The organism is Leclercia sp. LSNIH3, from assembly GCF_002935105.1.
In the GTDB taxonomy this organism is placed as follows: Bacteria; Pseudomonadota; Gammaproteobacteria; order Enterobacterales; family Enterobacteriaceae; genus Enterobacter; species Enterobacter adecarboxylatus.
Genome location: NZ_CP026387.1, coordinates 4,662,074 through 4,679,992, shown reverse-complemented (window position 1 = coordinate 4,679,992; position 17,919 = coordinate 4,662,074). Strand labels below are relative to the sequence as shown.

The window sequence follows — 17,919 nt, the reverse complement described above, 5'->3', positions numbered from 1 at the left end:
CGACTGACTATGATGTTACTGAATGCTGATTTTTCGCAGCGAGCCATCATCACGCCGGATGACTATCGCTGGGTATCTTCCCCGCAGCCGGGGGTGGAACGCGTCATGCTCGACCGGATAGGTCGGGAGCAGGCCCGTGCAACCAGCCTTGTGCGCTATGCGCCGGCATCGGTGTTTCCTGAGCACAGCCACCCCGGTGGCGAAGAAATTTTGGTCCTGAGCGGGACGTTTACTGAAAACGGGGTGGATTACCCTGCTGGCTGGTATTTGCGCAGCCCGGACGGCTCGTCCCATCAACCTTCCAGCCGCGACGGCACGACGATTTTCGTCAAGCTGCGCCAGATGGCTGACGACGAACGCCAGCCCGTCAGAATCAATACAAAAGACGACAAAAACTGGCACGGCCACCCGCAACGAAAAATTTGCCCGCTGTTCTCGGACTCACGGGAAACAGTGGTGCTGCAGAAGCTGGCACCGCGCGAGCGCATCTTCTGTGCACCGCTTGCTGGCGGTGCCGAACTGCTGCTGATTGAAGGAGAGCTCAGCGCACCGGAAGGTCGCTACGAGACAGGAAGCTGGCTACGGTTTCCTCCGGGCGACATGCCCGCCCTGACAGCCACCGCCAGTGGCGCACTTTTTTATCTGAAAACCGGGCACCTCAGCCCGACCACCCTCACCGGAGCAGCATGATGACAGGCAGCGTTATTATCATTGGGGCAGGCCTCAGCGGACTGTATGCCGCCACGCTGCTTGAAAAAGCAGGCGTGGAGTATGTGATTCTGGAAGCGCGGGACAGGACGGGCGGCCGCGTGCTGTCCCCCGACGTTGCAGGGCTGCATGTGGATATGGGTGCAGCCTGGTTCTGGCCGCAGCTCCAGCCTGAATTCGCGCAGTTAATCGGGCAACTGGGACTGACCGTCATCCCACAGGGGCGACCGGGCGATATGTTATATGAGCGTCATCCCGATACCCCTGCGCAACGTTATCCGGCATATGAAACCTCACCGCCATCATTCAGGCTGAAAGGAGGAATGCAGGCCCTGACGACAGCACTCAGGCATCGGGTTCCGGCGAACAGAATTAAGCTGGATCAGCACGTGAAATCCATTATTCGCACCGGAGAGGGCATGCAGGTCCTGGCGCAGACAGAGGCGGGTGAAGAAACCCTGTATACCGGCGAGCATATTTTTCTCGCCCTGCCGCCTGCACTGGCTGGAAACATTACGTTTAGCCCGGCGCTGCCTGAGGCGCTGCTTTCACACTGGCGAAAAATGCCGACATGGATGGCCCCCCATGCGAAGTATGTCGCGGTTTACAACACCGATTTTTTGCAAGCACAGCGGCTTTCCGGCGATGCCAGCAGTCAGACAGGCCCGATGGTCGAAATTCACGATGTCTCCGAGCCTGACTCAGGAAAAACGGTACTCTTTGGCTTTATCGGCGTACCGGCTAAATCGAGATGGACGGTCAGCGAAGACCTGCTGAAGCAGTTTTGTCGGGAACAGCTTGCGCGCCTGTTTGGTCCTGATGCAGCCGAACCTGAAGCGGAGTTTCTGAAAGACTGGGCAGCCGACCCGTTTACGGCCACAGAATATGATCTGCTTCAGGAAGTGGGACACGCGCTGCCTGAGCAAATCCCTGCTCACGACGCGTGGGCAGAAAAAATAACCGGCATTGCCAGTGAATGGTCACCCCAGTTTTCAGGCTATCTCGCTGGCGCAGTTAACTCTGCATCCGACGGCATTAAGAACTGGCTACAACAGCGATAACCCGTCCTGGTCTGTGCGAACCGGAGTTTAATGCCCTGAAAGCATGATGTCTGGTTCGACAATCCCTCACCTCTATGGCAACCATGGGTTCCAGCAAGCGCGCCGTTGATGTCAGGTTGAATAAATTAAACGCGATATACCGGGACTAATTGATACACCGGGGTTATAGAAATGTTTTAAGTATGGTTTTTTAATAATGTATAAGCATGGGCATTGAATAACGCTATAAAATCATCGAATAAGTCGAACCTTCAGTAAACTGATTGCTTGTGGTAATTAATTAGTAAGGTATTTATTTCTTAATTAACAAGCGTGCAGGCAGGGAAAGTCAGGCGTTATTTGTTTATTAATTTAACAAATGCCTTTCCTTATTAACCGCCTGTTAAAGCAACATCTATAAATAACGATAATTGCACACAGGCATACTGACAAGGTTCACGGTATGCGAAAGCAAATTCTTCCCACCCGCGACGTGATAGCTCTGGGCTTCATGACTCTGGCACTGTTCCTCGGTGCAGGTAACATCATCTATCCACCCATCGTTGGCAAGATGACTGGCGAATATTATTTAATTTCTTCGATCGGGTTCAATATTTCGGGCGTTGTTTTGCCGATGCTGGCCGTTATTGTGCTCGGCGAAAAGAAAGGTGATCCGCTGGCCGTTTGTGCGCCAATGGGTAAATTCTGGGGCGCGGTGCTGGCATCCAGTTTTTATTTATTCCTCGGCGTGTTCTTCGCCAGCCCCCGCACCGCGACGGTCTCCTATGAAATGGGCGTGGTGAACTTCCTGGACGATACTCCGCTGCACCTGAGCATCTACAGCGGCATCTTCTTTGCGGTCGTGTGGGTTCTTGGCCTCTACCCGGGCCGCCTGCTGAAAACCATCGGCTATGTGCTGGCCCCGCTTAAGCTCCTGTGTCTGCTGTGCCTGGCGTTTTACGCCATCCGTTCACAGGTTGCGCCGCTGGTGGCTGCCACCGCTGGCGAGTCCCTGAAAACCTTCTCTGACGGCTTTATGAACGGTTATCTGACCATGGACACGCTCTCCGCCCTGACCTTCGGCATGATCGTCATCAACAGCATGAAAGGTAAAGGCGTGACTGACCGCGAGCAGATCAAGCACTACGCCAAAACCTCCGTGCTCTTTGCCGGTATCGGGCTGGTGGCCATCTACCTGTGCCTGATGAAGATCGGCGCGGGCTTCGGTCAGACCGGTGATTTCCAGAACGGGGCGCAGATCCTGCGGGCCTTCATTGTTGAAAACATGGGTATGGCCGGGACCCTCTTCATGGCCGTGCTGATTTATCTGGCCTGTACCGTCACGGCGGTCGGCCTGACCTCGGCCACGGCGACCCTGTTCAGCCAGATGTCCGGCATCAGTTACAGGATCCTGCTGCCTTTAGTGGTTGCTGCGTCGTTCCTGATTGCCAACATTGGCCTGACCCGCCTGATCGGGGTTTCCGTTCCAGCCCTGTCCGTTATCTGCCCGGCTTGCACCACGCTGATTCTGCTGTCTATCCTGCGCTGGCCGACGCATGCGATCGCCCTGCCGGTATGGGTGAGTATTGTATTCAGCACCTACACCGCGGTACTGAAACCCCTGGGCTTCTCTGTCACTCTCCTGGATAAACTCCCGCTCACCAGCGTCTCGCTGGGCTGGGTACTGCCGACCGCGCTGGCGGCGCTACTACTGCTAAAAGACAAAGCCTCAAACAAAGTCGTCGTAGCCTCCCATTAACAACACGCGGTAAACCACTATGAATACAGCTTCAATCACCACTGGCAACATCACAACGCGCCACAGCTGGCGCTGGCAGGACAATATCTGGGCGCTGGGCCTGTATGGCACGGCGGTTGGGGCGGGAACGCTGTTTCTCCCCGTTGAAATCGGCACCCGTGGCCCGGTCATCTTTCTGATCATGCTGCTGCTGGGCCTGCCATTGTCCCTGCTGCCGCATCTGCTCCTGTGCCGGGTGTACATGCGGGAGGAAGAGACAGCAACGGGTACGCTGCCGATCTTCGGCTCTTTCTTCAGCGGACGCGGCGAAAAGCTGATGACCCTGTTCTACTGCGTCACCTTTTTCCCGGTAACCCTGGTGTACGGAGTCGCGCTGGTTAACGCGATGGATAATTTCCTGACAGAACACCTGCACATCACCGGCATCAGCCGTGGCCCCCTGTCGTTTATTGTGGTGGCCGCGCTTTATGTAGTGCTGAGCAAGGGACGCGACAAGGTGGTGGCCACCATGAGTGCGCTGGCGCTGCCGTTCGCTGCGTCTGTGCTGCTGATCGGCATTTCACTCATTCCGGACTGGCATCTGTCGAATTTTACCAGTGCGATTACTGAGGTGAAGAGCACCCCGCTTTCTACAACAATGAAGGGCATCTGGCTGACGCTGCCGCTGATCACCTTCTCGTTCTGCTGTGCGCCAATGGTATCCCCCCTTACCTCTTACTACCGTGAGAAGAGAGCCGAGGGCGAAAGCAAGGCCTTGTTCGTGATCCGCGTGGCCTATGTGGCTATCTTCACCAGCATCATCTTCTTTGTGCTGAGTTGCGTGCTGAGCATCCCCCACGACAGCTTTGTGCAGGCGAAGGCGCAGAACCTGAACGTGCTGTCTGTCATGAAGGGAAACGGCGATTTCAGCCTGATTTATTACCTGGCCCCGTTCATCGCCATCATCGGCATGACCAAATCCTTCCTGGGGGTCGGTCTTTCGGTTGCGGAGACGTTCGGTCAGTTGGCGGCCAGCGTATCGGGTAAAAAGGCCGCCACCAGCAAGCGCGTGGCCTCGCTGGTGCTTTTCCTGCTGACCTTTGGCATCGTTTACGCAAACCCGGACGTCATTAACCTGATTGAAACCTTTTGCGGACCACTGATCGCGGTGATCCTGTTCCTGATCCCCGCGTACCTGATTTATACCCGCGCTGCGCTGGCGCAACTGCGTGGCGTGACGGTATTTCTGGTGGTGCTGGGAGGGCTGGCAACTCTGTCCGCGCTGCTGTGGCCGTTAATTTAAGACACACAATGACGCACCGTACGTGGCAGGCGTAGCGGGCTGTGTGGAATTGACTATTAACTGGACGTGGGATGTCCGCTTCTGTCACGAAGCGGGCATCCCCTGAATTAACGCGCTGGCGAATAACATTTCGTCCAGTTGTAGTTAATTTTCGCTAACGTTAATTCCCCGGCAACATCCCCGAAATCAATACCCTGACGTTCTAAGAAAAACCGACGCACTTCTGTCGGTAAAAAATCGGCGTTGTAACGCAGAAGCGTACTGTGCCAGAACGGTGCAGGTAATGGACTATTGGCATGACGCACCAGCAATTCATTTTTCCAGGACGACGCCAGAATCTTCTCGCTGAAGGACTGGCGCATGGCTATCGCCGGCTCATCTGGAATACCCGCCAGCAACAACTGGCTGGGTAAAGCCACTAAGCGAAGTTTTCTGATGACAATCTTTTTCGCCTGATATTCAGCCCAGATCGTGCGCAATTGCTCGACTTTCGCAGGCAACGGCTCGTCAACCTTATACAGTGGCTGCGTCAGGGGCAGGAAGGTGAAATGGAAGCCCTGTGCTGGCAGGGTATCGGCAAGGGGATCATCCCCTGTGAGTTTTTTCAGTTCATCAAGGAGACGTGATACAGGAGCGGATATGGGCGGTTGTAGACCTGTCGCAAGTGCGAACTTTACCGGATCGTAGTAGTTTTCTTTTCTGACGTTGCCGATCCCTGCATTTTCCTCCCACATGGCGAGGGTATTTGCATTTGTTGCACGATAAATATCTGGCAGACTCATTAATGTCATGACTGACCTTATGGCGTTAACAGGAACACGGGCTATGACTTACATGTCAGCCAGGTATTTTAGGCCATTCGATAACTTTTTCAGTGATAATTTGTTAAGGCGAGAATCGCATCTGATGAGGTATATCCTTTTGTCTGAGCCAGCAGGATACATTATGCTGGGCGAACTCACCTCGCAGGATATGACCATGATAACCGTCGAAATAGCCGATCCCTTCTCTTCAGAATCCCAGCGTTTAATTGAAACGCTGTCAGCAGAACTTGCCGCGATTACCGGTGATAATGGCAAAAGCAATTTCAACGTTGAAGCAATGAATAATGCCAACGCGTTATGGGTATTGGCAAAGAATAGCCATGGCGAAGCCATAGGCTGCGGTGCGATACGCCCTTTGACGCAAAATATCGCCGAGCTTAAAAGAATGTTTTCAGACCGAAGTGTGCCGGGGATTGGTGGAGCATTACTCGCTTTTCTGGAAACCTCTGCAAAAGAGAGGGGATATAGCCAACTCAGACTGGAAACCCGATGCATCAACCATCGGGCGGTAAATTTCTATGAGAAACAGGGTTATCGCCGCATCGAGAATTACGGCCCCTACACAGGCAGGCCAGAAGCCGCCTGTTTTTCAAAAGCCTTGCGCTGATTCTCTTCATTGGATCGGCCACCCGCTGATGGCACTCAGCAGACCGACGTCGTTATCTAATCGGTTATGAGCGACAAGCGCAAATTGCATACCCGGATTACAGGCAGCTCAGGATTATCTACAAGGTCCGGAACTGCCGTATACCCGTTGGCGAACTGTTCTAAGTAGAAAACGCGCGTTCAGAGTTGGATGGACATATTCATGCAGCGTAAATCTGTTTGGGCAAGTCTTGATGGCGAGGTACTTTCTTTGATAAACACAAAGCCGTGCTTTTCATAAAAGGTTTTTGCGTTAGGGGTTGCGGACAGGGTTAACTGTTTCAGTCCTCGTTTCATTGCCTCGTCTTTAATCGTTTCAATAATCAGGCTGGCCAAACCCTTACCAAAATAGTCCGGCAATGTAAAAATCGCCTCTACGCTTGCAGCGGCCAGATCCAGATATCCCGTAGCGACCAATCCGACACCCGGTTTTTCGACAACAAAGAAAGGATTTTCCTTTATCACCTCCCTGTAATGTTCAGGCATAGCGTCAGGCGTCCAGGCCTCAAGCACCCTGGCGCTATAACTGGGTTTACACCCCTCCCGGATAGAAAGATTTCTGATATTCCAGCATTCCTCTGCCTCTTCAGGTACCGCAAGTCTGATCTTCATTTTCTTCTTCCTTTTCGTCATATTATCTTTCCAGATTTATCACGAAACGGTTTCGTTTCAACCTCTTTGTTTACCCCCCTGACACAACGCGGCCTTCAAGGGCGGCCACGCTGTCAAAGATCAGAAGGGCCATTCCAGGTTAAGAGAATGAGTGCCGCGCCACCCGTTAGGTTTACTGAATCACCTCGAGTAATAATGAGCGGCTTTTTATTCCGCCCTTCTGCGGGTGAAAGAGGCCCTGAGTGAGGGAGGAAACCGACCTGGCGAACTGCTCTGGTTGGCATTACTTTACAAATTGCCGCTTGCCCGGAGCCGGGTCGCTCACTATCCTCATTGCCCATGACTATCCTGACGGGTTCGACTCACCATAAGAACAGGCAACTGAGCGCTTTGGCGCTGCTATTCGTTGCCGGTCTTGTCATGCTGGTTTGTCTGACCCAGCGGGCCAGTATCCTGCATAACATGCAGGTTAAAGCCGCCGCGCTCTCCCTGACTGTTGAAAACAGCACGCAGGAGCAAGCATCGCCGGGGATATCCCCTTGCGAGTTAAGCGCCCACTCGCTTCTGGCCGCCCAGCCTCTCCACTTTGATAACCTTCTGCTTTTCACTGGTCTGTTGGTGCTGGTGCTGGCGGTGCTGCTCAAAATCAGCGTTCTGCCGAGACCGGTGATCCTCTTTCGTCCTCCGCTCCTTCGAATACACCTCAAAAACTGCGTTTTCCGTGAATGACTGAACCGGACGTTCCTGTTTAGTTAATTTTTCACGGAGAAAATATATGAAAGCCTTTTTCAGGAGCCTGTGGTTCCTGTTATTCAGCCTGTCTGCGGCCTCAGCTGCGGTACCGGGCTGGCCGATGAAGCCTGACAATTCCCATGCTCAGGTTCATGTCTGGCACGATACGCCTGCGAACGGGAAAGTTCGCCTGCTGCTTGACGTCACCCCTGATGAAGGGTGGAAAACTTACTGGCGAACCCCCGGTGACGGCGGATTCCGGCCCGCGATCGCCTGGGCGTCGCAGGCAGAAACGCAGTGGCACTGGCCCCGCCCCGTCCGGTTTGATTCCGCGGGTTTCACCTCAGTCGGTTATGACCAACGCGTGGTGTTTCCGCTGGAAGTCACCACCCAGGAACTGCAACGACTGCGCGGGAATCTGACGCTTTCGCTGTGCAGCAATCTCTGCGTGGTCAATACTTTCCCGCTGGATATCAACCTGGCATCCGGTCCGTCAGCCCACTTTGCCGACGACTGGGAGAACGCGATGCGCGCTGTTCCCCCGGAAAGCGGCACTGTGGCGGTTCAATCCGTTACCGCTGACGATGACACGCTGACCCTGAAACTGACCTCCCCGGAGGGCTGGTCCCGGCCGGATCTTTTTACTGACAACCCTACGGGAGCGACTCTGTCGCCACCGCAGGCGGAGATCCGCGGTGACACGCTGACCGCCCGGTTTAGCGTCAGTGATACGCAGGGAAAACCGCTGGATGCCTCCTGGTTGCAACAGCTCTCTCTGCTGGTCAGCAATGGCGCGCAGAGCCAGCAACTCACGGTCGATATCACCCCGTCCACGGCGCTATGGCAGATCCTGGCCGTGGCGTTAGCGGGTGGTCTTGTTCTTAACCTGATGCCCTGTGTTCTGCCGGTTCTCGGGATCAAACTCGCTTCGCTGATGACACTGGCAGAGAGCACCCGCCGTCAGACGCGGCTGCGTTTTCTGGCAACAGCGGCCGGGATAGTATTCTCGTTTCTGGTGCTGGCGGCGGTCGTTACCGGGCTGCGTCTGTCCGGCGCCTGGATTGGCTGGGGCTTTCAGTTCCAGAACCCCTGGTTCATTGCCGCCATGGTTGTGGTGACGTGGATTTTTTGTTTCAGCCTGGCGGGCCTGTTTGAGATCCGACTGCCTTCCGGCTTGTCCACCCGGCTGGCAACCGCCGGTGGCAACGGCATCGGCGGGAGTTTTCTTGAAGGCGCATTTGCCACCCTGCTTGCCACACCCTGCACGGCACCCTTCCTCGGCACGGCCGTGACGTTCGCGCTTGCGGCACCCGTCCATCAGCTGTGGCTCATCTTTTTAGTCCTGGGTGTCGGGATGAGCCTTCCCTGGCTGGCGATAAGCCTCGTTCCCGGCGTGGCACGCTGGCTGCCGAAGCCCGGCCCCTGGATGGGAAAACTGCGTCTGGTGCTGGTGCTCCTTATGCTGGGTTCCTGTCTCTGGCTGATGTCGCTGCTGGTAAACGCGTGGGGTGCCCGCTATGTGCTTATTGGCGGGGGTCTGATGGTGGCGTTTTTCCTGTACCGCTGCGCGAAAGCCATGCCTGACCATCAGGAAAACCTGCGCAGCCTGGCGTTTGGCGTGCTGTTTGGTGCCGGGTTGTATGCTTTCCTGGCTCCCCAGCCCCAGGGGAAGGACGACTCTCCCCTCAACTGGCAGCCGCTCAGTGAAGCGGCATTAAGCGAGGCGCTGGATGCGAAAAAACGCGTGCTGGTTGATATTACCGCCGACTGGTGTCTGAACTGCCGGGTTAATGAGGTCCTGGTCCTTCATCGCCCTGAGGTGATTGCCGCCTTAAACCGCGACGACGTTGTGCTATTGCAGGGAAACTGGAGTCAGCCATCTGCTGAAATCGAACAGTTCCTGCGCCGCTACGGTGCCAGCGGTATTCCTTTTAACGCTATATTTGGCCCTTCACTGCCGCAGGGGCATGTTCTGCCCTCTCTTCTGAGCAAAGATGCGCTGCTAACCACACTGACGAAGGCGAATGCCTCCCCGTCGCCTGATTTCACTGAGGAAAAATAATGAAGAAGATACTGTCACTGTTAACGCTGCTGATGAGCGCCACCACGCAGGCGCAGACCGCTGACCTGCCCGAACCGGTTAAACAAATGGAGAAACAGGGCATTGAAATCATTAAGCCGTTCAGCGCCCCCGGCGGTGTGGAAGGATGGCTGGGTAAATATCAAGACATGGGCGTAACGCTTTATCTCACCCCGGACAAAAAGCATGTTATCTCAGGCTATATGTATGATGCGCAGGGAAATAACCTCAGCGAGAAGACCATTAATGACGAGATTTATATTCCCGCAGGCCGCGAGATGTGGAAGCAGCTTACCGCTGCGCCGGGAATTACAGAAGGCAGCGCAGAGGCGAAATGTCAGGTGGTTGTCTTTGCCGATCCCTTCTGCCCTTACTGCAATAAGTTCTGGCACCAGGCTCAGCCTTTTATCAAAGATAAAAGCATCAGCACCAAAACCTTGCTGGTTGGCGTGATCCGCCCGGACAGCGCGCAGTATGCGGCGGCAGTCCTCGCTGCGAAGGATCCGGCTAAAGTGTGGTATGACCTTGAGAGTAGCGATGGAAAAATCAAACCGGCGCTGAAAGGCAACACCCCGCCTGACGTCTTTAAGCAGATACAGCACAATCAGCAGCTTATGGAGCAATTAGGTGCCAGCGGTACACCTGCTATTTATTACCTGAATAAAGCGCGCACCCTGCAACAAATCATCGGCTTGCCTGATGCTAAGCAAATGGCCGATCTGGTGGCCTGTAAATAAACCGCGTTAACCTATAGCAAAACAGCAGCTGTATCAGCTGCTGTTTTGCACTTTTTACCTGCTCACCGCCTTATCCGGTAACGCAGGTGTTTTATATCATCGGTTATTCAGGGAGCGCATACACCACAACCTGATCACCCACCTGATCCTTGAGGATAGTGTTCCCCCCCGCGACGAACGCGACATACTGGCGGCCTTTGTATTCATAGACCGACGGATTCGCTACCGCAGGGGCTTCAGCCTGATCGGACCAAAGCTCTTCACCAGTCTCTACGGAATAGGCGCGCACTTTGGCATCCATGGAGGCACCGATAAAGATCACACCGCCCGCCGTCACAGCCGGACCACCAATTGTCGGTGAACCCCAGCTTTCCGGCATAAAGAAGCCGTACTGCTGCGATGCGCCAACCGGACGACGCCACTTCACATCTCCCGTATGCATATCCAGCGCCACGATTTCACCAAACGGCGGCTTCCAGCACGGCATACCCAGCCAGTTATTGGCAACCATCAGGCGCAGGCCGTAAGGCGCACCTTCCTGAGGCGCAAAGCCGCTCTCGTTGCCAGCGCTTTTATCGGCTTTATCGTAATCTTCACGGCTGTAGAGCTTCACGTACTGCACGATATGCGAGGTGTTGACGATAGCGATCTGTTTATTGGGATCAAAGGCTACACCGCCCCACTGCACGCCACCGGCGCTGTCCGGGTAGGTCAGCGCACCCTCGCCTTTGGTGGTCGGCGGCGTGTACATTCCCTCATAGGTCAGGTTATCCCACAGGCGGGAACACTGCCCGGCACCGACCATATCGGCCAGCTTCCAGATCTCTGGTTTTTTCGACTGATCGAGCAGCGGCGCGGGTTTGGTCGGGAATGGCTGGGTTGGCGAAAGCACTTCCCCCTGCACCGAACCGTCACCCTGCGGTACCGGACGCTCTTCGATAGGCCAGACGTCTTCCCCCGTCAGGCGGTTGACCACAAACAGGAAGCCCTGCTTGGTGGCCTGAATCAGGGCCGGGATCTGTTTGCCGTTTACGGTGATATCCATCAGCGTTGGGGCGGAGTTGATATCGTAATCCCACACGTCGTGATGCACCCACTGGCGAGACCAGACCACTTTACCGGTATTGATATCCAGCGCCGTTGTCGAGGTGCCAAGCGGGATCTCCTCTACACGATTGCCGCCCCAGTAGTTCGGAGATGGCGATGAGACCGGCAGATAGACCAGGCCATTCGCCTCGTCGGCAGACATATGCGTCCAGACGTTGGCCGTCCCGGTGCGTTTGCGGATGTCAGCTGGGATCGCTTCGAAAGCCCATTCACGCTCGCCGGTCTGTGCATTGATGGAAAATACGGTGCCCGGAGGCGCTTCAGCATAGGCCCAGTCCTTACCGGCCCAGCCCACCAGCAGATGGTTCCCGACTACCGTTGGCGGCTGAAGAATGGACAGCGGATATTTGGCGTTAAGCGTGTTCCACTGATTGATATCCAGGACGCCCTTGTCCGCAAAGTTGCCACATGGCTTTCCTGAATCGGCATCCAGCGCATAGAGCTTGCCATCAACGGTGCCCATATAAACGATTTTCTGACAGGCTTCTCCGGCCACCGGATTTTTTGCCTGCCAGTAGGAGACGCCGCGGTTTTTCAGGACTGGCTGCGTGAGGGCTTTTCGCGAAGATTTCGTGTCATAGTGCCACTTCTCTTTACCCGTTCCCGGATCCAGCGCAATCAGGCGATCGAAAGGCGTGCCGATATAAATCGTCTCGTTAGCAAAAATCGGCGTCGCGGACCAGACGGTTGCCGGGGTGTCGCCTTTACCATCCGAGACATCACCCGTGTGAAACTCCCAGACTTTTTTTAATTTGCCCACGTTCTCGGCGGTGATCTGCTTCAGCGGGCTGTATTTCTGTGCGTTAAGCTGTCCGTGGAAGCTGTCCCAGGTGGCAGCAGAAGGCACCCGCGGCGTCGCCGGCTGGCTGGCAGATGCAACTTTCTGGCCGCTGCCGTTGCCGGTAGAGGCTTCATCCGTGGTTTTTGTGGTGCCCGGCGCCTGATGATTGGCCGCATCCACATTGAGTTCTTCCTGCGTCCCCTGAGAGGCCTCCGCGGCTTTATCCTGCGCCTGCAGGGTAAGCGGAGTGACCAGCAATGCCAGTGCCGTCAGGCTGACTTTCATTAATGGGTTGTGTTTATCGTTATGCACGGGTGGGGCTCCTCAGGCTCTGACGCGGGGATTGTGGTGAACGGAATTGCTGCTCAGCATAATCAGACCAATCAGGCCGACCACCATGGCTGCAGTAATGATGTACTGGTGCAGCAGCACGGCTGCAAAACCAATACCCGCCAGTGCCACAAGGGTGACAATAATTAAGAAGATGCGCGCGCCACGGCCAGATGCGGCACGAAGCATAAAGGTCAGTATCGCCAGTACCGCGCAGGCAATGGCAACGCCCAACGCACCAATGGTACCCGTGACACCCGTAAGCGGCGTCAGCCAGGCGTATAACGCTACCGCGAAGCCAATCACCGCAGCCAGCAGCAGCAATAGCGTGCCAGCCCGTGAGGGATGAGAATGCAACATACCAGGAAGTCCCCTATCAAAAAATGAAAAATGAAAAAGCCATCAGAATGGCGTTTATGCGCGTCCAGCAAGCGCGGACAGATAGCCAGCCTGAGACAATTCACAGCTGCAACATGCATTAAACGTAAGAAAGTATAGAAGATATTTTTTGGCTGGGTCGTTGAGTCGTCTTTCGCCTCATAATCAGAGGCATTAAATGGAAAGGGGCAGTCATTCCGCGGGAGTATTTTCTGAAGCTTTACAGGCAAAAATTAACGCAATAGCAGACCTGCTTCTTTATGACAGGCTACAGGCGCTTATGCTGGCACGGTCTGTCTGGCGCGAGAGGCGGAACGCCTCATGCTGGTCAAATGTGATCATGAATACTTGCCATGGGCGGACGACCACCCATGATGGACATGGCGCGCCAGTATCAAATGACCCCTGATGCTGTGCCGCGGGTCTGTAGTTAATAGAATTTTTGTTCATGAAAGTTAATTTCTGATGTGTAATAACTTTCTGGCGGAGAGTGCGTGAGCCCGAAGGGACAATGTTTAAACTGGCACGGTAATTCACGATCGCATCTCTGGCTCCCATCATGGCGGTTTCCAGGACACTCATTTTTCATCCGAAAACCTAACCAACGTATTGATGAGTAAGGCATTGCCTGTGCTATCCAGACGCGTTGTCGGCGATGATTAATCAGCATGCCTGTTTCAGTCATCGTGACGATTTCCCCTGGCCGCACGTAATAATTCCCCTTGAACCACAAGATATAATTCAGCCCATAGGGTGTTTCTACTTTACCAAAAATCGTCCCCGAGTCAGGGCTGGCAACAATCTCGACTATTTTCCACTCCATAAACCCCTCTTTCATTGCTGTTGTGTTGTTATGCCGGCATTCCATACGGCACATATACGCGTTTTTTAATTTTTCGGTGTAAAATAAGTTTAGGCATAAAAGAGGTTAAACTCAAACAACCTTACAAAGAAAATGGGAATCTTTACAATTCCCATTTACGTCATGCAAAAACCCGACGCAGAGCGGGATGCGGGGATGTTTTGGGGAGAGGCGTATAGGGGAAGGCAATTGCAAGGCGTCAGGCACGCCGTACGTAGATATCTTCAGGCGTTCAAAATCCACTCGCCCCTTCTTACTTCCGCCATTTCCTGCCGCCCTTCCTTTAGGACAATAGCTTAATCTGCTGTCGTAACCTGTCGTTCCACTATACTGACCAGTGCAGTTGTAATTTAGTCAGAAGGATATGCACGGTTAATGACCTGGCACCAACCCTACCCATGACCATCAGGAGAACAACATGCAAAAGCGTAACAACTTGAAAGTCGTGCTGATTGCATCAGCAGTCGCAGCGATGTTCAGCACTGCCGCTGTGCAAGCCCAGAGCACCAGCGCCGCGCAGAGTGATACGTCAGCCCAGACCAGTTCGACCGGATCGATGGCGAAGCTCAGCTCCGGCGACGAAAAAGCGTTAAAGGACATGGCCCAGGCCAATATCAATGAAATTGCCGCTGCCAAAATCGCGCTGAACAAGGCCGAAAGCAGTGATGTCAAAGCCTTTGCGCAAAAGATGGTCGATGATCACGGCGATGCCCTGACCAAAGTCCAGACGGTCGCTAAGCAGAAGGACGTGACGCTGCCAACTGAACCAGACGCGCAACACAAGGCCATGGCCGACAAGCTGGAAAAAGAGAGCGGCGACGCATTTGACAAAATGTATATGGAAAACGCCGGTACCAAAGATCACAAGATGGTCCTGTCTAAACTGCAAAGTGACGCCAAAAACATCAAAGATCCTGATGTGAAGGCTCTGGCCGACGCGCATACCCCGGTCGTTGAGCAGCATCTGAAGTCTGCTGAGCAGATGAAGATGTAAACAGACAAGTAAACAGGTTGTTTGCGGGTCGCAAGCCTTTGTAACCCGCACCATCGGCAGGCAGCATGGCGCGAATAGCGCGAAGGATCGCTTCTGGCACAGTACAGCCAGGCCCAGGGTATATGCTGTCTTCCTCACTCTCTCCCCTGCCAGCCCCCCCCGCCTGTTAGCGGGATGAATTCTCAAATACGCCTCCTGAAAGCGCGATATCCGTCACGTTATGCCAGGCTTTATGTGCACGACCACAACGTGATGTTAACGCGGCCTGCTGCGCCAGACTAAAGGGAGGACTCATTTGAAAAATGCTAAATACACGATGCCTTTACGCGAGGAAGGGTTCATTGGTCTGGGAGATTATGCGGCGATCGGTGAGGGCCGTTCCGTTGCACTCATTGCCCCGGATGGTTCCATCGACTGGTGGAGCGCGCCCAATCTCGACTCCCCGCCCCTATTTGATCGGCTGCTAGATCCGAAGATCGGTGGTTTTTTCAGCCTGACACCCGCCGTCGACTATACCGTCTCGCGCGCCTACCGCGAGGACAGCAACATTCTGGAAACCCGCTTTGAGACAGATGACGGCACGGTGCTGTTAACCGAATCGATTAACAGCACCCTGGCGGGACGCCTGCCCTGGAGTGAACTGGCGCGACGGCTGGAAGGCGTTCGCGGCACCGTGCCTTTCCGGCTCCATTTGCGGTTCGGCACCATGATTGAAACCCGCTCGCCCTGGCGGTCAGATACCTTCAAGGGCAGCGTTTATCATATCGGCGATCTGATGGCGATGCTGCACACCAGCGAAAACGTTGTAATCACCCGTGCCGATGACGAAGAGATCGAAGCGGAGATCACCCTGAAGAAGGGCAGCCGGGAAGTGGTGGCGCTGCTCGTGACCCAGAGCGAACCTCTGGCCGTACCGGACATTGAAACCATTGATAACCGCATTGAAACCAGCCACACCGCCTGGCAAGGCTGGGTGAAGGGGCTCAAATATGATGGCCTCTATAAAGATCACGTGATTCGTTCCGCGCTGGCGCTGAAGTTCCTCTGGTATTCGCCAACCGGCGCGCTGGCGGCGGCGGCCACCACCTCTCTTCCGGAAGGGATCGGCGGCAAGAAAAACTACGACTATCGCTTTGCCTGGGTGAGAGATGCCTGCCTGATTATCAAAGCCTTTACCTTTTTGGGCACCCTCGAAGAGTGTAAAGCGGCGTTTTCCTGGCTGTCGAAAACCATTATTAAACATGGCCCGGATATGCAGGCCTGCTACACCCTTGAAGGCGAACTGGTCCCGGAGGAGCAGTATGCGGAACTCCAGGGCTACCGGGATTCACAGCCGGTACGCATCGGCAATAACGCCCGCAATCAGCGCCAGTTGAGCATGTATGCCGATATGCTTGGCGTGGCAAAACTCTTTGTCGAAGCGGGTCATATTCTGGATACGGGCACTTCGCGCTTCCTTGGGCACCTTGCCAATCAGTGTGCAGACCGTTGGCGCATGAAAGACTCGGGGATCTGGGAATTGCCGGAAGAACAACATTACACGCATTCCAAAATGTCCTGCTGGCTGGCACTGGACTGCGCGGTAGTGTTGGCGGACGCCAGTCATATCGAACCGACCTGGAAGGCACGCTGGGCGCGCGAGCGGGACCGGATCCGCGACTGGGTTGAAGAGCACTGCTGGTCGGAAACCCATCAGTCCTACTGTTTTTATGAGGGAGATGGTGGTCAGCTGGACGCCTCGCTGGCCCTGGTTTCTCGTTACGGTATGAAAGTGGATCCGAAACGCATGAAGCTGACCTATCAGGCTATCCACCGCGAGCTGGGCCATAACAGCGCGATGGTCTACCGTTACAGCGGCGTTGAGCAGGAGGAGAGCACCTTCATCGCCTGTTCATTCTGGCTGGCAGAAGCCTGGGCCTCGATGGGCGAGCCGGAGAGGGCCGCAGAGAGCATGGATGAAATTCTGAAGACCCTGTGCCACCGCGGCAATGTTGAAACCTTCAATGAAATGTTTGATACCCGAACCGGCGAGTGGGTCGGAAACATGCCCCAGGGCCTGAGCCATCTCGCGCTGATTTGTGCGGCGCAGGCCATCAGCGAGCATCAACGGAAAGCAAAATAACGTCACCGGTTCGACTCAGGCGCGGCCCGCCCGGATAACCATCGTGATGCCGAGCAGCACGGCACACATCGACAGCAGCATGCGCAGGCTGAGTGTTTCGCCAAGCAGCACCACGCCTCCCAGGGTGGCAAGGCAAGGCACGCTCAGTTGCACCGTGCTTGCTGTCATGGCTTTCATCCTCGGCAGCAAGGTGTACCACAGGGCATAAGCCGCGCCTGAGGCCACCGCCCCCGACAGGCTGGCTAATAACATCCCCTGTGCACTGGCAAATCTTTCCGCGGCGGGCAAAAACGAGAGGATCAGGGTGAAGGGAACGGCCAGAATAAAATTACCCGTCGTCGCGGGTATAGCCTCCGGCATGCTTTTGCCTTTCACCGAGTAGTAGGCCCAGGCCAGCCCGGAGCCAATCATCATCAACGCGCTGGTCGGTTCCGGGGCATGCGCGCCGGGTAGCAGTAGCAGCACTGTTCCTGCCACCGCCAGCAGCAGTCCCGCCCCCTTCAGCACACCGATTTTTTCTCCCTGTCGCCAGCCATAGATGACCATGGCCGTCTGAACCGTTCCGAACAGTAACAGCGCCCCCGTTCCGGTATCGATCTGCAGATAGGACCAGGACATCGCCAGCACATAGAGCGCCAGCGCCAGGCCGCTCCGCCAGTCATAGTGTATTTTTGAGTCAGGCTTTTTTCTGAGGCTCATCAGCATAACCAGGAACAGCGCGCCGCTGATGATCCGCACATCGCTGAAGGTCGCCGGATCGATATGCCTGCCGGTCAGCGCCACTCTGCACAGGACAGAGTTGGCGGCGAACGCCAGCATGGTGAGTATTATTTTTCCTGTCATACCTTCCCTCACGAATCAAACCCGGCCGAAGGCACGCCCTTCTCCTTCCGCTATGCCTCGTATCCTATACTTAAGTAAACCCC

At 55.0% G+C, this 17,919-nt stretch carries 16 protein-coding genes; 10 read left to right on the top strand and 6 right to left on the bottom strand.

The features are described 5' to 3' along the window. The first annotated feature begins 9 nt into the window (after positions 1-9). From C3F35_RS22630 to C3F35_RS22615, 4 genes are all read left to right on the top strand, one after another. The gene (locus tag C3F35_RS22630) at positions 10-690 is read left to right on the top strand and encodes a cupin domain-containing protein (RefSeq protein WP_103792273.1); all 681 of its coding nucleotides are present in this window, start codon (positions 10-12) and stop codon (positions 688-690) included. Next, the gene (locus tag C3F35_RS22625) at positions 687-1,769 is read left to right on the top strand and encodes a flavin monoamine oxidase family protein (protein WP_225987938.1); all 1,083 of its coding nucleotides are present in this window, start codon (positions 687-689) and stop codon (positions 1,767-1,769) included. The genes C3F35_RS22630 and C3F35_RS22625 overlap by 4 nt, the downstream gene beginning before the upstream one ends. A gap of 442 nt (positions 1,770-2,211) precedes the next feature. After that, entirely contained in the window at positions 2,212-3,507 is a 1,296-nt protein-coding gene (brnQ, locus tag C3F35_RS22620; protein WP_103792271.1) for a branched-chain amino acid transport system II carrier protein, read from the top strand. A 19-nt stretch (positions 3,508-3,526) separates the two neighbouring features. Further along, complete coding sequence (locus tag C3F35_RS22615) at positions 3,527-4,789, top strand: amino acid permease (protein ID WP_103792270.1); 1,263 nt, start codon at positions 3,527-3,529, stop codon at positions 4,787-4,789. A gap of 107 nt (positions 4,790-4,896) precedes the next feature. Here the strand turns inward: C3F35_RS22615 and C3F35_RS22610 are convergent, their stop codons facing one another. Then, positions 4,897-5,580, bottom strand: coding sequence for a hypothetical protein (locus C3F35_RS22610; RefSeq protein ID WP_103792269.1), 684 nt, complete (start codon positions 5,578-5,580; stop codon positions 4,897-4,899). A 187-nt stretch (positions 5,581-5,767) separates the two neighbouring features. Here C3F35_RS22610 and C3F35_RS22605 point away from each other — a divergent pair, with 187 nt between their 5' ends. Beyond that, positions 5,768-6,220, top strand: coding sequence for a GNAT family N-acetyltransferase (locus C3F35_RS22605; protein WP_103792459.1), 453 nt, complete (start codon positions 5,768-5,770; stop codon positions 6,218-6,220). Positions 6,221-6,399: 179 nt separating this feature from the next. Here the strand turns inward: C3F35_RS22605 and C3F35_RS22600 are convergent, their stop codons facing one another. After that, complete coding sequence (locus C3F35_RS22600) at positions 6,400-6,870, bottom strand: GNAT family N-acetyltransferase (protein WP_103792458.1); 471 nt, start codon at positions 6,868-6,870, stop codon at positions 6,400-6,402. Between the two features lie 390 nt (positions 6,871-7,260). On the opposite strand from C3F35_RS22600, the gene C3F35_RS22595 reads away from it, so the two are divergent. From C3F35_RS22595 to dsbG, 3 genes are read left to right on the top strand one after another with little or no spacing between them, the layout of a single operon-like run. Next, on the top strand, positions 7,261-7,599 hold the full coding sequence (locus C3F35_RS22595) for a copper-binding protein (RefSeq protein WP_306737885.1): 339 nt from the start codon (positions 7,261-7,263) through the stop codon (positions 7,597-7,599). Between the two features lie 46 nt (positions 7,600-7,645). Further along, entirely contained in the window at positions 7,646-9,664 is a 2,019-nt protein-coding gene (locus tag C3F35_RS22590) for a protein-disulfide reductase DsbD family protein (protein WP_103792268.1), read from the top strand. Next, complete coding sequence (gene dsbG / locus C3F35_RS22585) at positions 9,664-10,419, top strand: thiol:disulfide interchange protein DsbG (RefSeq protein WP_103792267.1); 756 nt, start codon at positions 9,664-9,666, stop codon at positions 10,417-10,419. Before C3F35_RS22590 ends, dsbG begins: the two co-directional genes overlap by 1 nt. 103 nt (positions 10,420-10,522) lie before the next feature. Here dsbG and C3F35_RS22580 read toward each other — a convergent pair whose 3' ends face one another. The 3 genes from C3F35_RS22580 to C3F35_RS22570 all read right to left on the bottom strand — a co-directional run bounded on the left by C3F35_RS22580 (position 10,523) and on the right by C3F35_RS22570 (position 13,838). Continuing rightward, entirely contained in the window at positions 10,523-12,619 is a 2,097-nt protein-coding gene (locus C3F35_RS22580) for a pyrroloquinoline quinone-dependent dehydrogenase (RefSeq protein WP_103792266.1), read from the bottom strand. A 12-nt stretch (positions 12,620-12,631) separates the two neighbouring features. Further along, positions 12,632-12,997: a hypothetical protein gene (locus C3F35_RS22575; RefSeq protein ID WP_103792265.1), complete on the bottom strand. Its 366-nt coding sequence runs from the start codon at positions 12,995-12,997 to the stop codon at positions 12,632-12,634. Positions 12,998-13,445: 448 nt separating this feature from the next. After that, a complete protein-coding gene (locus C3F35_RS22570; protein WP_192798968.1) occupies positions 13,446-13,838 on the bottom strand; it encodes a hypothetical protein in 393 nt (130 codons plus the stop codon). 457 nt (positions 13,839-14,295) lie between these two features. Between C3F35_RS22570 and C3F35_RS22565 the strand changes: the two genes are divergently transcribed. Together C3F35_RS22565 and C3F35_RS22560 are read left to right on the top strand one after the other, a co-directional pair. Further along, positions 14,296-14,871, top strand: coding sequence for a DUF4142 domain-containing protein (locus C3F35_RS22565; protein ID WP_032610979.1), 576 nt, complete (start codon positions 14,296-14,298; stop codon positions 14,869-14,871). A 295-nt stretch (positions 14,872-15,166) separates the two neighbouring features. Next, a complete protein-coding gene (locus C3F35_RS22560; protein WP_059307807.1) occupies positions 15,167-16,993 on the top strand; it encodes a glycoside hydrolase family 15 protein in 1,827 nt (608 codons plus the stop codon). 15 nt (positions 16,994-17,008) lie between these two features. Here the strand turns inward: C3F35_RS22560 and C3F35_RS22555 are convergent, their stop codons facing one another. Continuing rightward, positions 17,009-17,836: a DMT family transporter gene (locus tag C3F35_RS22555; RefSeq protein ID WP_103792263.1), complete on the bottom strand. Its 828-nt coding sequence runs from the start codon at positions 17,834-17,836 to the stop codon at positions 17,009-17,011. Between the last annotated feature and the right edge of the window lie 83 nt (positions 17,837-17,919).